At 51.3% G+C, this 18,829-nt stretch carries 13 protein-coding genes and 1 riboswitch; of the genes, 3 read left to right on the top strand and 10 right to left on the bottom strand.

The annotated features are described in order from the left end of the window. Positions 1-215: 215 nt before the first annotated feature. The 4 genes from topA to sigK form a co-directional block, all read right to left on the bottom strand. Entirely contained in the window at positions 216-2,297 is a 2,082-nt protein-coding gene (gene topA, locus DW915_RS07800; RefSeq protein WP_022462183.1) for a type I DNA topoisomerase, read from the bottom strand. 367 nt (positions 2,298-2,664) lie between these two features. Beyond that, positions 2,665-3,534, bottom strand: coding sequence for a DNA-processing protein DprA (gene dprA / locus DW915_RS07795; protein WP_022462182.1), 870 nt, complete (start codon positions 3,532-3,534; stop codon positions 2,665-2,667). A 3-nt stretch (positions 3,535-3,537) separates the two neighbouring features. Continuing rightward, positions 3,538-5,061: a YifB family Mg chelatase-like AAA ATPase gene (locus DW915_RS07790; protein WP_118741895.1), complete on the bottom strand. Its 1,524-nt coding sequence runs from the start codon at positions 5,059-5,061 to the stop codon at positions 3,538-3,540. A 195-nt stretch (positions 5,062-5,256) separates the two neighbouring features. Continuing rightward, the gene (gene sigK / locus DW915_RS07785; RefSeq protein ID WP_022462180.1) at positions 5,257-5,883 is read right to left on the bottom strand and encodes an RNA polymerase sporulation sigma factor SigK; all 627 of its coding nucleotides are present in this window, start codon (positions 5,881-5,883) and stop codon (positions 5,257-5,259) included. Between the two features lie 136 nt (positions 5,884-6,019). Here sigK and DW915_RS07780 point away from each other — a divergent pair, with 136 nt between their 5' ends. Next, positions 6,020-8,071, top strand: a complete 2,052-nt coding sequence (locus tag DW915_RS07780; protein ID WP_118741894.1) for a HelD family protein — start codon at positions 6,020-6,022, stop codon at positions 8,069-8,071. A gap of 58 nt (positions 8,072-8,129) precedes the next feature. Here the strand turns inward: DW915_RS07780 and DW915_RS07775 are convergent, their stop codons facing one another. Continuing rightward, a complete protein-coding gene (locus DW915_RS07775; protein ID WP_117761016.1) occupies positions 8,130-9,674 on the bottom strand; it encodes an alpha-amylase family glycosyl hydrolase in 1,545 nt (514 codons plus the stop codon). Positions 9,675-10,024: 350 nt separating this feature from the next. Between DW915_RS07775 and DW915_RS07770 the strand changes: the two genes are divergently transcribed. After that, positions 10,025-10,900 carry a helix-turn-helix domain-containing protein gene (locus DW915_RS07770; protein ID WP_158581041.1) on the top strand — a complete coding sequence of 292 codons (876 nt, stop codon included), beginning with the start codon at positions 10,025-10,027 and terminating at the stop codon, positions 10,898-10,900. A 91-nt stretch (positions 10,901-10,991) separates the two neighbouring features. Here the strand turns inward: DW915_RS07770 and DW915_RS07765 are convergent, their stop codons facing one another. Continuing rightward, the gene (locus DW915_RS07765; protein ID WP_022462176.1) at positions 10,992-11,816 is read right to left on the bottom strand and encodes a TrmH family RNA methyltransferase; all 825 of its coding nucleotides are present in this window, start codon (positions 11,814-11,816) and stop codon (positions 10,992-10,994) included. A gap of 359 nt (positions 11,817-12,175) precedes the next feature. Between DW915_RS07765 and DW915_RS07760 the strand changes: the two genes are divergently transcribed. Next, positions 12,176-12,634 (top strand): DUF2798 domain-containing protein, encoded by a 459-nt coding sequence (locus tag DW915_RS07760; protein ID WP_118741892.1) that lies wholly within the window; start codon positions 12,176-12,178, stop codon positions 12,632-12,634. A gap of 112 nt (positions 12,635-12,746) precedes the next feature. Here DW915_RS07760 and DW915_RS07755 read toward each other — a convergent pair whose 3' ends face one another. The 4 genes from DW915_RS07755 to DW915_RS07740 all read right to left on the bottom strand — a co-directional run bounded on the left by DW915_RS07755 (position 12,747) and on the right by DW915_RS07740 (position 18,823). Beyond that, positions 12,747-13,358 carry a hypothetical protein gene (locus DW915_RS07755; protein ID WP_118741891.1) on the bottom strand — a complete coding sequence of 204 codons (612 nt, stop codon included), beginning with the start codon at positions 13,356-13,358 and terminating at the stop codon, positions 12,747-12,749. Positions 13,359-13,497: 139 nt separating this feature from the next. Continuing rightward, entirely contained in the window at positions 13,498-14,802 is a 1,305-nt protein-coding gene (locus DW915_RS07750) for a sirohydrochlorin cobaltochelatase (RefSeq protein ID WP_118741890.1), read from the bottom strand. A gap of 294 nt (positions 14,803-15,096) precedes the next feature. Beyond that, positions 15,097-15,290: riboswitch (cobalamin riboswitch) on the bottom strand. A gap of 63 nt (positions 15,291-15,353) precedes the next feature. Then, positions 15,354-17,084 (bottom strand): amino acid ABC transporter ATP-binding/permease protein, encoded by a 1,731-nt coding sequence (locus tag DW915_RS07745; RefSeq protein ID WP_118741934.1) that lies wholly within the window; start codon positions 17,082-17,084, stop codon positions 15,354-15,356. Next, a complete protein-coding gene (locus tag DW915_RS07740) occupies positions 17,084-18,823 on the bottom strand; it encodes an ABC transporter ATP-binding protein/permease (RefSeq protein ID WP_118741889.1) in 1,740 nt (579 codons plus the stop codon). Before DW915_RS07740 ends, DW915_RS07745 begins: the two co-directional genes overlap by 1 nt. Positions 18,824-18,829 lie beyond the last annotated feature (6 nt).

Genomic DNA, 18,829 nt, shown 5'->3' with positions numbered 1-18,829 from the left:
CCGAAAAAAATGCACACTGATGCCTTTTTCAGACAACCCTTAAAACTAAGCTCATTCTATCATGTAGTTTTCCGGAAATCAATATATTTTTCAGAAAACTATAAATTTTATAAAAATTCATGCTAAATTTTTTCGGATCTTCCTGTTTTTCCGCCGCGATAAGCAAAAAAACGGCCTGCACCAGTTTTTCACCAGTACAGACCGCTTTGTCATTCTCAGTCTTCGTCTTTCTTTTCGCGTGCTTCTACATAGCCGCACTGCTCGTCCGCGCAGACCAGCTTATTGCCTTTTTCCAGCATATAGCCGCCGCACTGCGGGCATTTCTTGGCAGACGGTTTCTGCCAGGACATGAAATCGCATTCCGGATTGTTTTCGCATCCATAATATTTCCGTCCTTTTTTCGTCTTGCGCAGGATCACTTCTTTTCCGCACTTCGGACACGGAACACCGATCTTTTCCAGATACGGCTTCGTGTTCTTGCAGTCCGGGAATCCCGGGCAGGCGAGGAATTTTCCGTGCGGGCCGTATTTGACCACCATGTTGCGGCCGCAGTTCTCGCAGATGACATCTGTCACCTCATCCTCTACCTTAACTTCTTCGAGGTTCTTTTCTGCCTCTGTGACCGCCTCATAGAGATCCGGCCAGAAGTTCTCGACTACTGTCTTCCACGGAACACTTCCATCTCCAACCCTGTCGAGCAGAGCTTCCATCGTTGCCGTAAAGTTGACATCCACGATGCTCGGGAATGCCTCTTTCATCATGTTGTTGACCACCTCGCCGAGCTCTGTCATATAGAGGTTCTTGTTCTCCTTTGCCACGTAACGGCGGTTGATGATCGTTGTGATGGTCGGCGCATACGTACTTGGACGGCCGATGCCGAGTTCCTCAAGTGTTTTGACAAGGGATGCCTCGGTGTAGTGTGCCGGCGGCTGTGTGAAGTGCTGCTGCGGATCCATCTTTTCCAGTGCCAGCTTCGTTCCTGCCTCCAGGCTCCGGACAGCGGCGTTTTTCTCTTTCTTTTCCTCATCCGGATCGGTGTAAACGGACATGAAACCATCAAATGCCAGACGGGAGGAAGCTGCTGTAAAGAGATACTCTCCTGCATTGATCCGTGCGGAAATTGTCTCATAGACGGCTGGCTGCATGCGGCTTGCCACAAAGCGTTTCCAGATCAGCTGATACAGGCGGAACAGATCTCTTGGCAGGGATTCTTTTACCATTACCGGTGTATTCGTCACATCGGTCGGACGGATGGCCTCGTGCGCATCCTGTGCCTTGCTGTTTTTATTCTCCGTCGTGTCCCCGCTTGCGGTATATTTTGTGCCGTACTGCTCCTGGATAAAGGAACGTGCTGCCGCATCGGCCTCCTCGCTGATTCGTGTAGAATCGGTACGCAGATAGGAAATCAGAGCGATCGTTCCCTTTCCTTTTACTTCCACGCCCTCGTAGAGCTGCTGCGCCAGACGCATCGTCTTCTGCGTGGAGAAGTTCAGCACCTTCGATGCTTCCTGCTGCAGGGTACTCGTGGTGAACGGAAGCGGCGCTTTCTTGGAACGCTCTCCTTTTTTCACTTCGGATACGGTAAAGGTCTCATTTTCCAGTCCCTTTAAGATTTCATCGAGCTGCTCTTTCGTCTCGACCGCCATCTTTTCACTGCCTTTGCCGTGGAATTTTGCGACGAGCGGTTTCTTCTCGCCCGGAATTTTCAGATCTGCTTCCAGTGTCCAGTATTCTTTCGGAATGAACGCATTGATCTCATCCTCGCGGTCGCCGATGATGCGCAGTGCAACGGACTGCACACGGCCGGCGGAAAGTCCGCGTTTGATTTTCTTCCATAACAATGGACTGATTTCATAACCTACCATACGGTCGAGGCAGCGGCGCGCCTGCTGCTCGTCCACCAGGTTCATATCGATGTCGCGTGCCTGTTTGATCGACGCTTTGACTGCTGATTTTGTGATCTCGTTGAAGGTGATGCGGCGCATCTTGTTCTCATCGAGATTCAGCGCAATCGACAGATGCCAGGAAATTGCCTCTCCCTCGCGGTCAGGGTCAGTTGCGAGATAAACTTTATCTGCTTTTTTTGCGGCTTTTCGAAGAGATGCCAGAAGCTCTCCTTTTCCGCGGATGGTGATATATTTTGGTTCAAAGTCATGTTCTACATCAATTCCAAGCCGGCTTTTCGGCAGATCGCGCACATGGCCCATAGATGCTGCAACTTCGTAATTTGCCCCGAGATACTTTTTCACCGTCTTGACTTTTGCCGGTGATTCCACTATTACAAGATATTTTGCCACCTCTGATGCCTCCTGAATACATATTTTTATAACTGTCCAGATCTATATTGCGTTTTTCATATCGCATAGTTCTGCATCATTACAAATTCCAGAATAATTCCTAAATTAGTCGTAACTTCCACTGACTATACACCAAAAAGTTTTTTCTTGCAAGTGTTTTCCATTTTTAAAATGTACCATTTTTCGATGTTTCCCGACAAAATAACAGGATTTTTTCTATTTTTTAACGATTTTTCCTGATTTTTTTCTTTTCTTTTTCCTTTTTCAGACATGCACGCGGCGCAGAAGAGCCCCCTTTTTTCTTTTTCTTCTATTATAATTGTGCACCGGGCGGAATATCACAAAACCTTTCTTTTCCTCGTCCCTTTTACGATAACGCCATGTACACGCCCGGCGGATTTTCCGCAATAACGCCGTCAATTTCGAGTGCCAGCAGAATGCCGGTCAGCTCCTGCAGCGGGATTCCGGTGCTGCCGGCAAGCTGTGCAAGATTCTGCGGTTCTGCCGCGAGTGTTTTCAGAACCATTTCCGCCTCTTTTCCATAGCGCGGACGCGGTGCGGCTCTTTTTGTCCCGGCCTTTTTCACGCCCAGCTCCTCGAGAATCGTTTCGGGTGAAATCGCAATTTCCGCTCCCTGCGCGATCAGGCGGTTGCAGCCGCGGCTTGTCGCATCCGTTGTCCGTCCGGGCAGGGCAAATACCGTTTTTCCCTGCTCCAGCGCGTAGTCCGCCGTAATGAGCGAGCCGCTCTTCTCTTTTGCCTCAATTACCAGAACGACATCTGCCAGCGCACTGATCACGCGGTTGCGGATCGGGAAATGCCACGGAAGCGGCTCTGCGCCCGGCGGAAATTCGCTTAAGACACCGCCTCCGTTTTCCAGCATCCGCCGCATCAGCGGGTAATTCTGTTTCGGATAGCAGATATCCACGCCGCAGCCAAGCACGGCAAACGTCTTTCCCTTTCCGCGCAGTGCCCCCTCGTGCGCCGCCGCGTCGATTCCGCACGCCAGTCCGCTGATCACCGCCACGCCGTTTGCCGCCAGCACCTGCGCGAAAAAGGCCGCCTGGCTCTTTCCGTACGCCGTACATATCCGCGCGCCCACAATCGCCGCTGTTTTCTGCTCATCCGCCGGCAGCGCGCCCCGCACGAAAAGGCGGGACGGCATGTCCGCGAACGGCATAAGCCGCTCCGGATAGCCCTCCTGCCCGCGGCCGACTGTAAAGATTTCCATCGCCATACGTCAGATCCTCCATATACTTTTGTCGGCGCTCCGAAAGCAGATCGCCTCGCTGATATGCGGCACGCCGATTTTGACCGCCCCGTCCAGATCCGCAATTGTCCGCGCGGTGCGGATAATCCCGTGGTAGGAACGCGCGCTGAGGCGCAGGCGGCGGAAGGCATCCTCTAAAAGCTCTTCCGCTGCCTTTTCCAGGATACAGTATTTCTCGATCTGGCCTGCTTTCAGTTCGCTATTGAAATGAATCGACTCCTGCCGGTAGCGCGCCGCCTGAATTTCCGCCGCTGCCGTCGCTTTTTCCCGCATCTTGGCCGAGGATTCGCACCGCTCCTCGCCGTGCAGATCCTCGTAGGAAAGTGCTTCCACCTGCACGCAGAGATCCATGCGGTCGAGGAACGGCTGGCTGACTCTCGAGAGATACCGGCTGATGTCGCCGGGTGCGCAGGTACAGCGCGATAAGTCGGGGTAAAAGCCGCAGGGGCAGGGGTTCATTGCCGCCACCATCAGAAATGACGCCGGGAACACATAGTTTCCGCTGACACGGGAAATCACAATCCGGTGCTCCTCGAGCGGCTGGCGCAGGATCTCAATGGTTGTGCGCGTCATCTCCGGGAGTTCATCAAGGAAGAGAACGCCGCGGTGTGCCAGCGTAATTTCGCCCGGGGACGGCTGTTTTCCGCCGCCTGCAAGAGCCTGCGGCGACACCGTGTGATGCGGAGCACGGAAGGGCCGCTCCCGGCGGACACCCTCTCCTTTGGCAAGCATTCCGGCGATGCTGTAGATCCGCGTTACTTCCATCTGCTCCTCCTCAGACATCGGAGGCATGATCGTCGGAATCCGCCTTGCGATCATGGATTTTCCGCTGCCCGGCGGCCCCAGCATCAGCAGATTGTGAAATCCGGCCGCAGCGATGAGCGCCGCCCGCCGCGCCGCCGTCTGGCCCTGCACTTCGGAAAAGTCCGGCTCTTTTCCGTCCTCCTTCTTTTGATTTTCTATAGACGGAAGCGACGGCATTTTCCCTTCACAGCAGTAGTTCAAAAGCTCCTGTAAATTCTGGATTCCAACGACGTGAAGCCCGCCGACCAGACCCCCTTCCGCGGCATTTCCGGCTGGAACAAGAAGCGTTGTGCATCCAAGCTCCCGCGCCTTCGCCGCTGCCGGAAATACACCGCTGATCTCCTGCACATGGCCGTCAAGGCCGAGTTCGCCGAGCACCATCGTTTTCCGGAGTGACCCGGGCGGAATCCGGCCGAGCGTCATCAGAACGCCCGCTGCAATCGGAAGATCGAAACGCGATCCTTCTTTTCGGACGTCCGCCGGGGATAAATTAATCGTAATTCGTTTCGGCGGCAGGGAAATTCCCATGTTTTTGAGGGCTGTCCGCACGCGGTCCTGCGCCTCCTTTACCTGGGCACTCACGTAGCCGACCATCGTAAACTGCGGCATGCCGTCACTGACATCCGCCTCCACCTGCACCGGAATCATCTCCATGCCCGAGACGGTGGCTGATAATACACTGCAATACAAAGAAAACCTCCTTTTCTTTCAGTAGCAGGTCGTATAGTTCCTATTTATTTTTCATTTTGGGAAAATGTCCGGCAAGAACACCGGGAAGATATTATCTTTGATTTTTGTTCGAAAAAGTAAGGATAAGGAAACCTTTTCTGCACCTGATTTCCTTACCCTTTATTATAGAAGCAGTCCGTTTGAAATGTCAAGCATTTACGAAGCGGCAAACCGTAACCGCAACTTTTCAATTGCATTCTTCTCGATCCGCGACACGTACGAACGGCTGATGCCGAGCCGGGCAGCGACCTGTTTCTGTGTGTATTCTGCTTTTCCGCCAAGGCCGTACCGGAGAAGAAGCACCTGTTTTTCCTGCTCTTTTAATTCCGAATCCAGATAACAGTACAGTCGCACCGCGTCCTCTTTCCGGTTGTACTGTTCCGCGATATCCTCCCCGCCGCCCTCCACGATGTCGAGCAGATGGATCTCATTTCCCTCCTTGTCGGTTCCGATCGGCTCGTAGAGGGAAATCTCCCGTGCCGTTTTCTTTTTGCTCCGAAGATACATCAGCAGCTCATTATCAATACAGCGGGCGGCGTATGCGGCCAGCCGGTTTCCTTTTTTCGAATCATATGTCATCACCGCCTTGATGAGGCCGATCGTTCCAATGGAAATCAGATCGTCGAGATCATCGGGCAGGCCCTGATACTTTTTCACAACGTGCGCGACCAGGCGCAGATTCCGCTCGACCAGAATGTCTCTGGCTTTTGTATCGCCCCTCTGATACGCATCCAGACAGCTTTTTTCTTCCTGTGCAGACAGTGGTTTTAAAAAGGGTTCCAAGAAAAGCGGCACCTCAAAGGGGATTTTTCTTTATTTTATGTTTGAATTGCAGGAAACGTGCCTGTCTGCTATACTGATAAGATCAGCCGGGTTTTCCGGCACTCGACATTATATTTTTAAGAGGAGGTTTCCTTTTATGACAGACCAGAAAAACGGACAGGAATATCTTTCTTTTGTGCTGGAAAAGCTGCAGGCGCGTCTTGCCGAGATCAGCCAGTCTCTGCTGGACGGACAGAAAGAGATTGAAAATATGCACGATTATTACTGGCAGAACTATACCGAGATGGACCAGTACGGATATGAGGATTACGACAATCAGCAGGCGCTGCTGCATCAGGTGAATGCGAATCAGGAGCAGCTTCTTCTGCGGAGCCGCTTCCGGAAAATGCTGGATTCTCCGTTCTTCGGGCGTGTGGATTTCCGCTATGACGGGGATGATGAGCCGGAAATTTTCTATATCGGCATCGGCAATTTTGCGGAGCGGCCGGGCGAGCTGCCGCTGATTTACGACTGGAGAAGCCCGGTCAGCGGTCTTTTCTACGATTTTGACCGCGGGCCGGCTTCCTATCTGGCGCCGGGCGGCGAGATGACAGGGGAAATCTGTTCCAAGTGGCAGTATAAGATCCGGGATGGAAAGATGATTTACGGATTTGAGAGTGATGTGAAAATTGATGATGATATTTTAAAGGCGGAGCTTGGCAGCAACGGCGAGGTACAGCTGAAGAATATTATCCGCACAATTCAGAAGGAACAGAATGCGATCATCCGCAATACAAAGGACCGGATTCTGGTAATTCAGGGAGCGGCGGGAAGCGGCAAGACATCGGTGGCGCTGCATCGGATTGCCTACCTTTTGTATCATGACAGACAGAATCTGAAGTCTTCGAATATTCTGATTTTATCGCCGAACGGGGTATTTTCGGATTATATTTCACATATTCTGCCGGAACTCGGTGAGGAGAATATTCAGGAGATGAGTTTTGATCTCTTTGCTTACCGCAAATTACAGGACACGGCGGCGGACTGTGAGGATCGCTGTGATCAGATTGAGCGGGAGATGCGGGATCCAAAAGCCGCAGAACGGTTTGCTTTAAAACAGTCGCAATCGTTTGTGGACCAGATGGAGGGATTTGCGCTGGAACTTGAGGACGAGCTGATGAATTTCTCAGACGTTTCGTATAAGTCGTTTGTGAAGTCGGAATCGGAGATTATTACGCTGTTTTATGACAAGTTTGCGGATATTCCGCTGCTCTCGCGGATGGATGCGGTGGCGGAGACGTTTATTGACGAGATCGAGACGCTGCTGAACCGGGATCTGCCGGAGGAGGAGCGGATTCCGCTGATTGAGAAGTTCCGGAAGATGTATGAGACGATGGATTTTTATGTTCTCTACAATCGTTTTCTGAAGAAGGAAGGTTATCAGACGCTGCCGCGGCGGCCGTTGGAGAAGCGGAAGCTGCGGTATGAGGATGTGTATCCGGTTCTGTATCTGAAATACCGGCTGTCGCGGCAGGCGGAGCGGTCGAATATTAAGCATCTGGTGATTGATGAGATGCAGGATTATTCACGGCTGCAGTATCTGATTATCCGGCGGATGTTTTCCTGTAAGATGACGATTCTCGGGGACCGGGCGCAGACGATGGCGGATCAGCAGCAGGATGTACTGCAGTTTTTACCGGGGATTTTCGGGAAGGATCTGCGGCGGATTGAGATGCGGAAGAGTTACCGGAATACGGTGGAAATTGCGTCGTATGCGGCAAATCTCATTGGCGTGACGGATCTGGAGCTGTTTGAACGGCACGGAATGCCGGTGTTGGAACGGGATGTCACGGATCTTGAGGCGGCTCTGCGGGAGGCAGTGGATACGCTGTTTCCAGAGGAGAAAACGTATGAGACGGCGGCGGTGATTGTACCGGATGAGAAGACGGCGGAACGGGCTTATTTGATTTTACGGGAGATTCTGGCGGAAAAAGATTTTGACTGTGAGAAGCGGCTTTCTTGGCTGAACCGTGACAGCTCCAGTTTTAAGAAAGGACTGACGGTTACCACATTTTATCTGGCAAAAGGGCTGGAGTTTGATCAGGTGTTCTCGATTTTCCCGAAGGACGAGAAAAGGGAGATGATGATGCAGGCGCAGTATATTGCAGCGACCAGGGCATTGCATGAGCTGAGAGTGTATCATATTTAAAAACAGGGAGATCCTCCGAAAAAATTCGATTGGATCTCCCTGTCATTTTTATTTTCGATCAGATATGATAGAATCCTGCGGACTGTGCCGGGATGGTGATGGTTCCGTCTTTGGATTCTGCTTTTCCTCCGATCGTGTAGAGGGCATCCTTCAGCTCTGCACTGTATGGGAAGGACTGCTCTTTGTCGGATGGATTGATGATAACGAGGACTTTTTCACCCTCAGCCTCACGGACGTATGCCAGCGGATACTGGTTTTTCTCTGCATAAACGAACTCGATGGTTCCGCGGCTTAAGAGTGCTTTGCTGCTCTGGCGGATCTGGATGAGTTTTTTAACTTCGTGGTACAGGGAATCCGGATCGGCCATCTGTGCTTTTGCGGTCGGACGGTCTTTGCCCGGATCCATGGTGATGTAGAGGTCGCTGGCCGGTGCGCTGGAGAATCCTGCGTTGGTGCTGTCATCCCACTGCATCGGAGAACGGGAACCGGTGCGGTTGTATCCGCCCTCAACGGATTTCAGGCCTTCGACGTAGCGCATACCGATTTCATCACCGTAGTAGATGAACGGCGCACCTGGCATGGAAAGAAGGAAAGCGAAAGCAATTTTCAGCTCATCCCCCTGCAGACGGCGTGCCAGACGGTCCATATCATGGTTTCCGGACGGGATGCAGATCAGGCCTTTCTGTGCGGTCTTATTGTAGTTGGTTTTGTAGGTCTCTACAAACTCAGAGATATCTCCTTTTCCGCGTTTGGAGAAGAATGGCTCATCGCAGCGGAACAGATCGTTGTAATGGGACGGTCCAAAGTGAAGCAGGAAGTCCATGTGGAAACCGCCCTGTAAGGATTTGTCCGGCTCGCCCCACTCAGATACCATGGCTGCATCCGGGAACTCGGCGTCGAGAAATTTCCGTACCTGCTGCCACAGGCGGATGGTTCCTTTGCCTTCCTGATCGTTCTTTACCAGGGAGCCCGCCATATCGACACGGAAGCCGTCGCAGCCCATGTTCAGCCAGAATCTCATGACATCTTCCATCGCTGCCAGCGTTGCCTGCGGTCCCTCATCATCAAAGGACTGCTGCCACGGTTTTTCCGGATCCGGCTGATAAAAGCCGTAGTTCAGGGCCGGCTGGTTGGAGAAGAAGTTGATGGCGCAGGCGCCGTCACGCTCGGAAATGCCGCGCAGGCTTCCCATTCCTTCCGGTGCTTCCCATACGTTATTGGTCCATACGTAGCGGTCTGTAAATTCATTGCGGTCTGCTTTCATGGATTCTTTGAACCATGGATGCTCAACAGATGTATGGCCCGGAACCAGGTCGAGCAGAACGTGCATGTCACGTTTGTGTGCCTCTTCGAAAACTCTCTTCAGATCCTCATTCGTTCCGTAGCGCGGTGCAACGCGGCAGTAATCTGCGACATCGTATCCTGCATCACCGAATGGGGACAGGAAGCACGGGTTGATCCAGATGGCGTTGCAGCCCAGCTCCTTGATGTAGTCTAATTTTTCAATGATACCCTGGAAATCTCCGATTCCGTCGGCGTTGGTATCGTTGAAGGACTGCGGATAAATCTCATAAAATACTGCGTTATCTAACCATTTTGACATTTTTTCTTTCCCTCTTTCGCTCTTATTTCTGCTGTATTTTCGTCGTTGAAGCAAGTGTTTCTATATGATATATTACTACTGTATCCGCTGAAATACCAGTAATTTCCTATTTCATTCTAATACTATTCTATGATTTTAGTTACAGTTCACTGGTACCCAGCGAACTGTAACCTTCGCAGCCCTCATTTAAAGTTTTGCTTCGCAAAAGGAGGGCTGCTCACACCTGAATCACTTTCTTACGCAGCGAAACAGCAAGTGTTTCACTGCTGAGTGAACATTAACTGATTTTATCCATGCCACGCTCTGCCATTCCCGGCATTTTACGGACATGCTTTTTGGAGGAGGATTTTATGATGCTTTCTGCTGCGAAAGAAAAACGCCAGCACGGCTCCATGCAGGTTCCCTACAGTTATTATGACTGCCGGATGCCCGACTATTTTCCCGGCGTACCGCTGCACTGGCACGGGGAGATGGAGCTGAATTATATCAAACGCGGAACGGGGTATTTTCAGTATGAGGACCGTCTGCTTACGGCGCATGCCGGTGATATTTTTCTGATTCAGCCGAACCTCGTACATGCCATTCTGCCCGCCGGGCAGGAGTCGATGTTTTATGATACGATTGTTTTCCACCAGAATATGCTGATCGGCGGGTATGACGACCGCAGCTACACGGAAATTCTGCAGCCGTTTTTCTCCGCCCGGCGCCGCATCCAGGCACCGATTTCACCCGAACATTCCGGTTATGCTGCACTTTCTGCATCCGTCCATCAGATTTTCCGCTGCATCCGTGAAAACTCTGCTGTCTCCGATCTTCTGCTGAAAAGTGAGCTGCTCCGCTTCTTCTATCTGCTCGCCGCATCGCCGGAACTCTGCACCGATCGTCCCGCCATGCCTGCGGCTGCTGAAAACCTGCGGCCTGTGCTCGCCTATATCCAGGAGCACTTCGCCGACCCGATTACCATAGAGGAACTTGCCAGGCTGTCGCATTTGAGCAAAAGCTATTTTATGAGCTGTTTTAAGCAGACCTTCGGCCTCGGGGCCGTTGAATATCTGACACAGCTTCGGATCAAAGCCGCCTGCGAGGCGCTGCGCAGTACGACGCGGAGTGTGTCCGAAATCGCGTACGACAATGGTTTCCGCAACCTTTCCAACTTCAACCGGCAGTTCCGAAACAAAGTGGGATGTACGCCGCAGATGTATCGGAAGGAATTTCAAAATTCGTAAATTCAAAAAGGGATGCATCAAAATATGCATCCCGAAAATCTATCTCTGATCCTATTTTTATTCCGTAATCTCCGGTACCGACGGAACATCTTTATCTTCTTCCCGCCAGCTCCCAGAATGCGACAGCGCTCGCCGCAGCGACGTTCAGTGAATCCACACCGTGTGTCATCGGAATCAGCACGGTTGCATCTGTTTCAGCGATCGTATCACTTGCCAGTCCGTCACCCTCGGTTCCGAGCAGAATGGCGAGCTTTTCATGCGTTTTTAACGACGGATCATCCATCGGAACGGAGTCTTCTTTTAATGCCATCGCAACGGTATAAAATCCAAGTTCCTGCAGTGCAGCAATTCCCTGCTCCGGCCAGTAACTGCCGCCTGGCAGCACGGTCCACGGGACCTGGAAGACATTTCCCATGCTCACGCGGATGGCGCGGCGGTACAGCGGGTTGCTGCAGCCTGATGTGAGGAGCACGGCATCGATGCCAAGCGCGGCGGCGGAACGGAAAATCGCACCGACATTCGTCGGGTTCACGACATTTTCCAGAATCGCCACGCGGCGGGCATTCCGGCAGATTTCCTCCATAGCCGGAAGCGTGCGGCGGTGCATCGCGCAGAGCATGCCGCGCGTAAGGGCAAAGCCTGTGAGCTGTTCCAGCACCTTCGTCTCTGCTGTATAGACCGGCGCGTCCGGGCAGTGCGCAAAGAGTGCTTCGTTTGCGGCAAGCTCTGCGCTTCCGGCAAGGAACGAAACCGGTTCATAACCGGCATCCAGTGCGCGCTCGATGACACGCGGACTCTCTGCGAGAAAAAGGCCTGGCTGCGGTTCATAATAGTGCAATAACTGCGGTTCTGAAAGACGCGCATACACGTCGAGCTCCGGCGCCGCAAAGTTTTCGATTTTTCTGATCTCTGACATAATATTGATTTCCTTTTGCGTTTTCTCTTTGTTTTCACTATGTTCTATTGTAGCAATCCCGCTCCCGTTTCGCAATCCATTCTTTTTCGCGCCGGTGCCGTTCCCCGCACCATTCGCCAAACCGTGCTTCCAGCACGCATCGAATTTTCTTGTTTATCTGTCTTTTTTAAAAATTTCTCAATTTCCTCTTGCCAAACGCCGCCAGAGACGTTATAATAATCGACGGTTCAAAATTAAAAACTGCAGAAAAGATTGGTATCAGATTGGAAACGGCACAAGTGCATTGCTTGGTTAACGAACAACACATGTGTCTTTTTTGCGCCCATTTTTCAAAATTGCAAAGAAAAGGAGAACAATCGATGCCAAAAACAAAATTTCAAAACGTTGTATTTACCCTCATGATGTCCTTTCTGATGGTCTATGCCATGATCTGCTACAACATTTCCATGAACATCGGCGGAATGACAAATCAGTTCTTTCTGATGGCGTTTCACGAGATGATAATCATGTGGCCGGCCGCTTTTATCCTCGAGTTTTTCCTCGTGGATCATCTGGCTCACAAATTAGCTTTTTGCATGGTAACACCGCAGGATCGTCCGATCGTAATCACGCTGGCAATTTCCATTATGATTATTGCTATTATGTGTCCGATTATGAGTTTTATTGCAACACTGCTGTTTAAAAATGCCGGAAAAGAATTTGTCGCTGTCTGGCTCCAAACCACGTTCTTAAATTTCCCGGTTGCCTTCTTCTGGCAGCTCATGTACTGCGGACCCTTCATCCGTTTTCTGTTCCGCAAACTGTTTCCGGAGAAATAAGAAAAGATATCCACAAAGGGAACCGTTTTTCCCCTCTCTGTCCACAATTTCTGTGGACAGACGGTGCAAAATGGTTCACCTTCTGTGGATATCTTTTTTGTTTTTTCCCGGATTACTCCTGTGGTACCGGATTGGATACGCTGACTACATGATCATACCAGGTTCCTTTTTTACCAATGATCGCAACATTGAAATCCTCGTCCAGTTTTTCTACCGGGATATCAAAGCCGTACACTTCATCTGTGGTTCCGTCAGAATACGTTACCTCATCTGTGGTCGGCTCGATCAGCTCTGCACCGTCTGCCTGCGCTTCTTCTTTTGTTCCCACAAAGACATTGACAATGTTTTGGGATACCAGGCTGACGTGGATGGTCATTTTTCCGTCTTTTACCGTCAGGACACCTTTCCCTTCTTTTGCTTCATTGACATGGAACATATTGCTGTCTGTATTGAAGTCTGCCGTATACGTACCGTCTTCCAGCTCTGATGCGTTGCTTTCTCCTGCAGTCTCCGCTGCCGATGCGCTTTCTGCTGAAACATCTGATGTGGATGTACTGCTCTCTGCCTTAGATGCATCCTGTACAGAAGCGGAAGATGCGTCTGCCGCAGAAGACGCAGATACTGCAGATGCAGAAGATGACGCTGCATCCTTTCCGCCACATGCGCCGAGCATGGATACAGTCAGTGCTGCTCCAAGAAAAAGAACTGCCAATTTTTTTCTCATAATAAATTTCCTCCTTGTATCACCTTGAAGCGGATCTTTTTCATCCGCTCAACTTAAAATCCGACAGCACACTGAGTCTCTTCAGCCGTACTGCCGGATCTTATTTTACTCTATTTTACGTTCGGAATGCAACCCCTAATTATTCAGCATCGTCCTGAACGCCGTTGCCGTCCATAGCTGCCTTGGTATGCTGTACATACAGCTGCTCAACAGCATCAATTCTTCCAAGACCTTCGATCTGAGTGTCGATCTCGTCGAATGCACCGGATGCCTCAAACTGGCTCTTCCAGGAATCCTCATCCTCGCCTGCCATATCGTTGTTTGCGTGGTCACCTGCAACAACCATCAGCGGCCGAAGAATTACTTTCTTGTATCCGGCTGCTTTTACTGCCTCGATCACGTTCTCGCAAGCGGTCTCTTCCGGCTTGCCCTCAACGGTTCCGATGAATACGTTTTTGTATCCAAGAGTATCCATCTGTGTCTGCATCTGGCTGTAGGTTACATTTGCAGTGTGGGAAGTACCATGTCCCATAAATACGAAAGCAGTGCCGTCCTCTGCTGCTGCATCCAGACTGTCATAATTTGCAGATTTTACTGCCTGTGCCGTGATTGCTTCTGCAACGGCCTGTTTGTCCTCGTTGATTACGGTAGCGTCACTTCCAACCTCGCCAAGCAGCGGCTCTGCGATGGTTACGGACTCAAATTTATCTTTATAGCTATCTACTGCTTCTTTCAGCTCGTCGTACTCTGCGCCGTGCATCAGATGAGTCGGCTGAATAATCAGTTTTTTCACGCCATTGCTTACAGCTCTTTCCAGTGCCTGATCTACGTTGTCGATCTTCTCGTCATCGCGGGCCTGTACATGGTTGATGATGATCTGTGCAGTGAAGGCACGTCTTACGGACCAGTCCGGATATGCAGCCTGCAGAGCTTTCTCAACGCCTCCGATATCCTCAGCACGGCTGTCGTTGAAGGAAGTACCAAAGCTTACAACCAGAAGCTCATCCTCGCCGATCTCGTCTCCGTTTAACGGATCATCCTTGGAAGCATCCCCTGTGTCTCTTCCGAAGTAATCCGGATCTGCGTTCTCTCCTTCTACAAGTTCCTTCTGCGCGTCTGTCAGGGCATCCCATGCCTCTTTTGCTTCTTTGCACTGCTCGTCGGTGTTATCATTTCTTTCCTGTACATAAATTGCGTCAATCAAAGCTGCCACTTTATCTGCTGCCTCCTGGTCTGCATCTGCGGATACCTCTTCAGATGCAGAAGATGCGCTTACGCTGCTGCTTGCTGCTGTGGTGTCTTCCTCAGATGCGGAAGATGCACTTACGCTGCTTGTTGCTGTGCTGCTTGCGCTGCTGCTGGATGCGTTGCTGCTTCCGCATGCGCCGAGCATAGATGTTACCATAGCTGCTGAAATTAAAGCGACTACAAGTTTCTTTTTCATTTTTGTTTTCCTCCCATTTGCTGGTATCTTTGCAACAACCAATATCGGGGACGTTTTACATTTCAAACTATGAGAAACACGCTCCGCGAGTTTCTCAAGTTATCGCTGCAGTCGCTAAGGTCTCGTGCAAGCACGGACTTTGGCTCGTTGCCCGCGTAAATAGAAAGAAGCCCTTTCGTTTTTCAACGAGGGGCTTCCAGTATTTTCATCACAAAGAAAACCATCTCACCCGCTGTGGGGCAAATGTCCGCTTTCCTGTTTTGTACTGCCAGTTCCTCGTGGCACGAACGTAACGTTCCTGTACTGCGAAAGGCAGGTCTCCCGGCTCATTGCTTCAGGATTTGACTCCAGCGCATCGGTCTCCTTCCCGGTTTCCCAGTGGATCATTCCCCTGCTTGCAAAATACGGTGACGAGTTCGTGCAGGATTCACACCTGCTTCCCTTTTCACCGGACACGTATGTCCGACACCTTACACATCGATATTTAATTGTCTTTTCTTTAACGACTGTTAGTGTAGCACATCGTCTTTTCTCTGTCAAGTGCTGTAAAATCAGGAAATCCGGCCATTTTCCATTTCATATACCACATCCGCGACGTTCATCGTGGACACTCTGTGCGATACGAGCACAATGGTTTTCTCTTCTGCCGATTCTTTCAGGGATTTCAGAATAATTCCTTCATTTAAGGAATCAAGATTCGATGTCGGCTCGTCCAGCAGGATCATGGATGCGTCATGCAGGAATGCCCGCGCGATACCGATCCGCTGTTTTTCTCCGCCGGACAGCGTATCGCCGAGTTCTCCGACTTCGGTGTCGTAGCCGTTTGGCAGTGTCATGATGAAATCATGTATGGACACCTTCTTCGCCGCCTCCATAATTTCTTCCCGCGTCGCGCCGGGTTTTGCAATAGCGATATTGTTCGCAATCGAATCGTGGAACAGGTGTGTCTCCTGCGTCACATAGCTTTCCATATCGCGCAGATGCTTTGTCGGGATTTTGCGGACATCGGCTCCGTCCACGGAAACGCGCCCCGTCTGGACATCCCAGAAGCGCATCAGAAGTTTTAAGATCGTCGATTTTCCGGAACCGCTCGCGCCGTGGATGCCGGTGATTTTTCCCGGTTCCAGTTTCAGCGAATACTGATCCAGAATCGTCTCGTCTTCGTAGGCAAACGTTACATTCTGCGCCTCGGCTCCTGCAAATGCGTGGTCACCGCCGGATGCCGCATCTCCCGGAATTTCCTCCACCAGCGGCGCTTCCTCGAGAAGGGAAAGCACACGCTCGCCGCTTGCCAGCGTCTGATTCAGGTTATTCGACAGGCTGGACAGCGCCACGACCGGGCCGAAGGAACCCATCATCGCGATTGTGCAGGTCAGGACTCCCTCAAATCCGATCCCGCCTTTCGTGTAAAGATAGATCGTCAGTGCCAGCATGCCGAACGATGCCAGAAGAATCACCATGTTGGTGACAGACCGCTGGGAGCCTTCCATGCGGCTTAAGTTTTCCTGCACAGAAGTCAGTTCTTTCGACCGCCCTGACATCTGCTCTTTCCGTTTTTCGCCCTGTCCGTACTGAATCGTCTCGTCGAGGCCACGCAGGGAATCCAGCACGAAGCTGTTCAGCTCGCCAAAGCCTGTCCGGAACTCCATTCCTTTCTGGCTTCCGCGCTTTCCGTTCCACATCGGGATCACAACGCCGACCGTCAGATACGCCGCAAGTGCAAGCAGCCCTGCCAGAACATGGTATCTTCCAATGAAGCATACCATAATCAAAGAAGTTAATGCTGCAATCGCAATCGGGGAAATCGTATGCGCATAGAATACTTCCAGAAGTTCGATATCGGTTGTGATAATCGAAATCAGATTTCCTTTGTCCCGTCCTTCCAGCTTCGCCGGGCAGAGCTTCCGCAAAGCTGCAAACACTTTATGGCGGATGATCGCCAGCAGTTTAAAAGCAATAAAGTGGTTGCAGTACTGCTCCGCATAATGCAGAATGCCGCGCAGCACCGCGATCACGATCATCACCGTGAGTATCGTTTTTACCGGGGTATGTACAAGCCACATGTTTTGCACCGAAAGGCTCGTCCCTGCCGCGCCCGTCAGTAAGCCATGCACGATGACCTGTCCTGCCAGAATCGTCAGGAAGATCGCACATAAATATCCCATTGTTCCAAGAATAATTGCCGCCATCATAATATGAAGCAATGGCTTCACCAGCCCGATCAGGCTTCCCATAATCCGGAGGGCGCTTCTGCGTTTTGCTGTATTTTTCTTCTCGTTCATCATGCATTCCCCTGCTTTCCATAGTTTTCCAGTACCATCTGGCTGTCGTACAGATGACGGTATGCTCCGTTCTGTTCCATCAGTTCCGCATGCGTTCCACGCTCGCAGATGGTACCGTTTTTCAGGAAATAAATCTGATCTGACTGTACGACGTTCGCAAGGCGGTGGGAAATCAGCAATACCGTTTTCGTCTTTGCGAGTTCATGAATCACATTCATGATCAGCTCTTCACTCTCGACATCAATATTCGATGCGGCTTCATCAAAGATATACACCGCACTGTCGCTCCGAAGCAGCGCCCGCGCAATCACAAGACGCTGGCACTGGCCGCCGGAGAGGTTTCCTGCTTTTTCGAGAAGCTCTGTCTGCAGTCCGTTCTGTGTCTGTAAGAATCCCAGCAGATTGACTTTCTGCAGAACCGCCTCCATCTCCTCCTTCGTCGCATCCGGTTTCGCCATGCGCAGGTTCTCTTCTACGTTTCCTTTAAATAAGTAACTATTGTGGCGGACCAGAACAACGTGCTTCATCAGATCCGTCTCAGCGACTTCCGAGAGCGGCACACCGCCCAGGGTGATGCGCCCTGTATATCCACGGTTCTTTGCCGCAAGGATACCCGCGATCGTACTCTTTCCGCAGCCGGATTCGCCGACCAGTGATACAAAACTGCCCGCCGGGAGCGTCAGGTCAATGCCTTTTAAGATTTCCCGGTCCTCTTCATAGGAAAAATGTACATCCTCCAACACGACATCCAGCGGTCCGTCCGGCAGCGTCCGCTCTCCCGTCTGCGGCTCCGGCAGATCGAGGATTTTGAAAATCTTGTCACTCGCCGCCATGCCGTTCATCGCGATGTGGAAGAATGATCCGAGCAGACGAAGCGGCAGGAAAAACTCGCTCGCCAGCAGCACAATGCAGAGCGTGCCGGACACGGTGAGGTTTCCTTTCAGAAATTCCGATACCGCCACCGCCATGCCAACCGCCGCGCCGCCGTATGCTACGATGTCCATCACGCTCGTTGAGTTGAGCTGCATCGTCAGAACTTTCATCGTGATCCGGCGGAAGTTCTGGGATTCCACATCCATCTCGTCGGCTTTCTGCTGGTCGGCCTGATAAATTTTTAATGTCGTCAGACCCTGCAGATTTTCAAGGAAGGAATCGCCAAGGCCGGTGTAAATGCTCCAGTATTTGTTCAGAAGCTTCTTCGCAATCTTCTGCACAACCACAATCGAAATCGGGATCAGCGGCACACAGATCAGAAGAATCACGCTCGCTTTCATGCTCACCCGGCAGAGGATCACAAACAAGGTGAGCGGCGCAATCAGGCTGTAGAACAGCTGCGGAAGATACTTTCCAAAATAGGTTTCGAGCTGCTCCACGCCTTCCGTGGATACCTGTACGACCTCCGAGGATGATACCTGTTCGCTGTAGGATGCCCCCAGTTTCAGCATTTTCTCATAAATTTTTTCACGCAGAATCCGTTTCACATCCACACACGCAAGATACGAAGACCTCGCACCCATCCGCTCGCAGAAAAAGCGGATCACAACAACAATTGCCAGCATAAAAACCGTCCGTTTCACAGCCGTCGCCGTTACCGCGCCATACACAACCCGCTCCAGCAGATCGGCAATCGTAAATACCGCGATCACCTGCGACAGAAGCGCCGCCCACTGCCACAGAATCGTGTACACGATATACTTTTTCGCGTGGGACAGCAGCCCCACCAGTCTTGTTTTAATCATAAGTAC

The sequence above is a fragment of the Blautia sp. AM42-2 genome (genome assembly GCF_003480245.1).
Taxonomy (GTDB): Bacteria; Bacillota; Clostridia; order Lachnospirales; family Lachnospiraceae; genus Fusicatenibacter; species Fusicatenibacter saccharivorans.
Note: the sequence above shows the minus strand (reverse complement) of the source record. Positions and strands in the feature narration are given on the sequence as shown.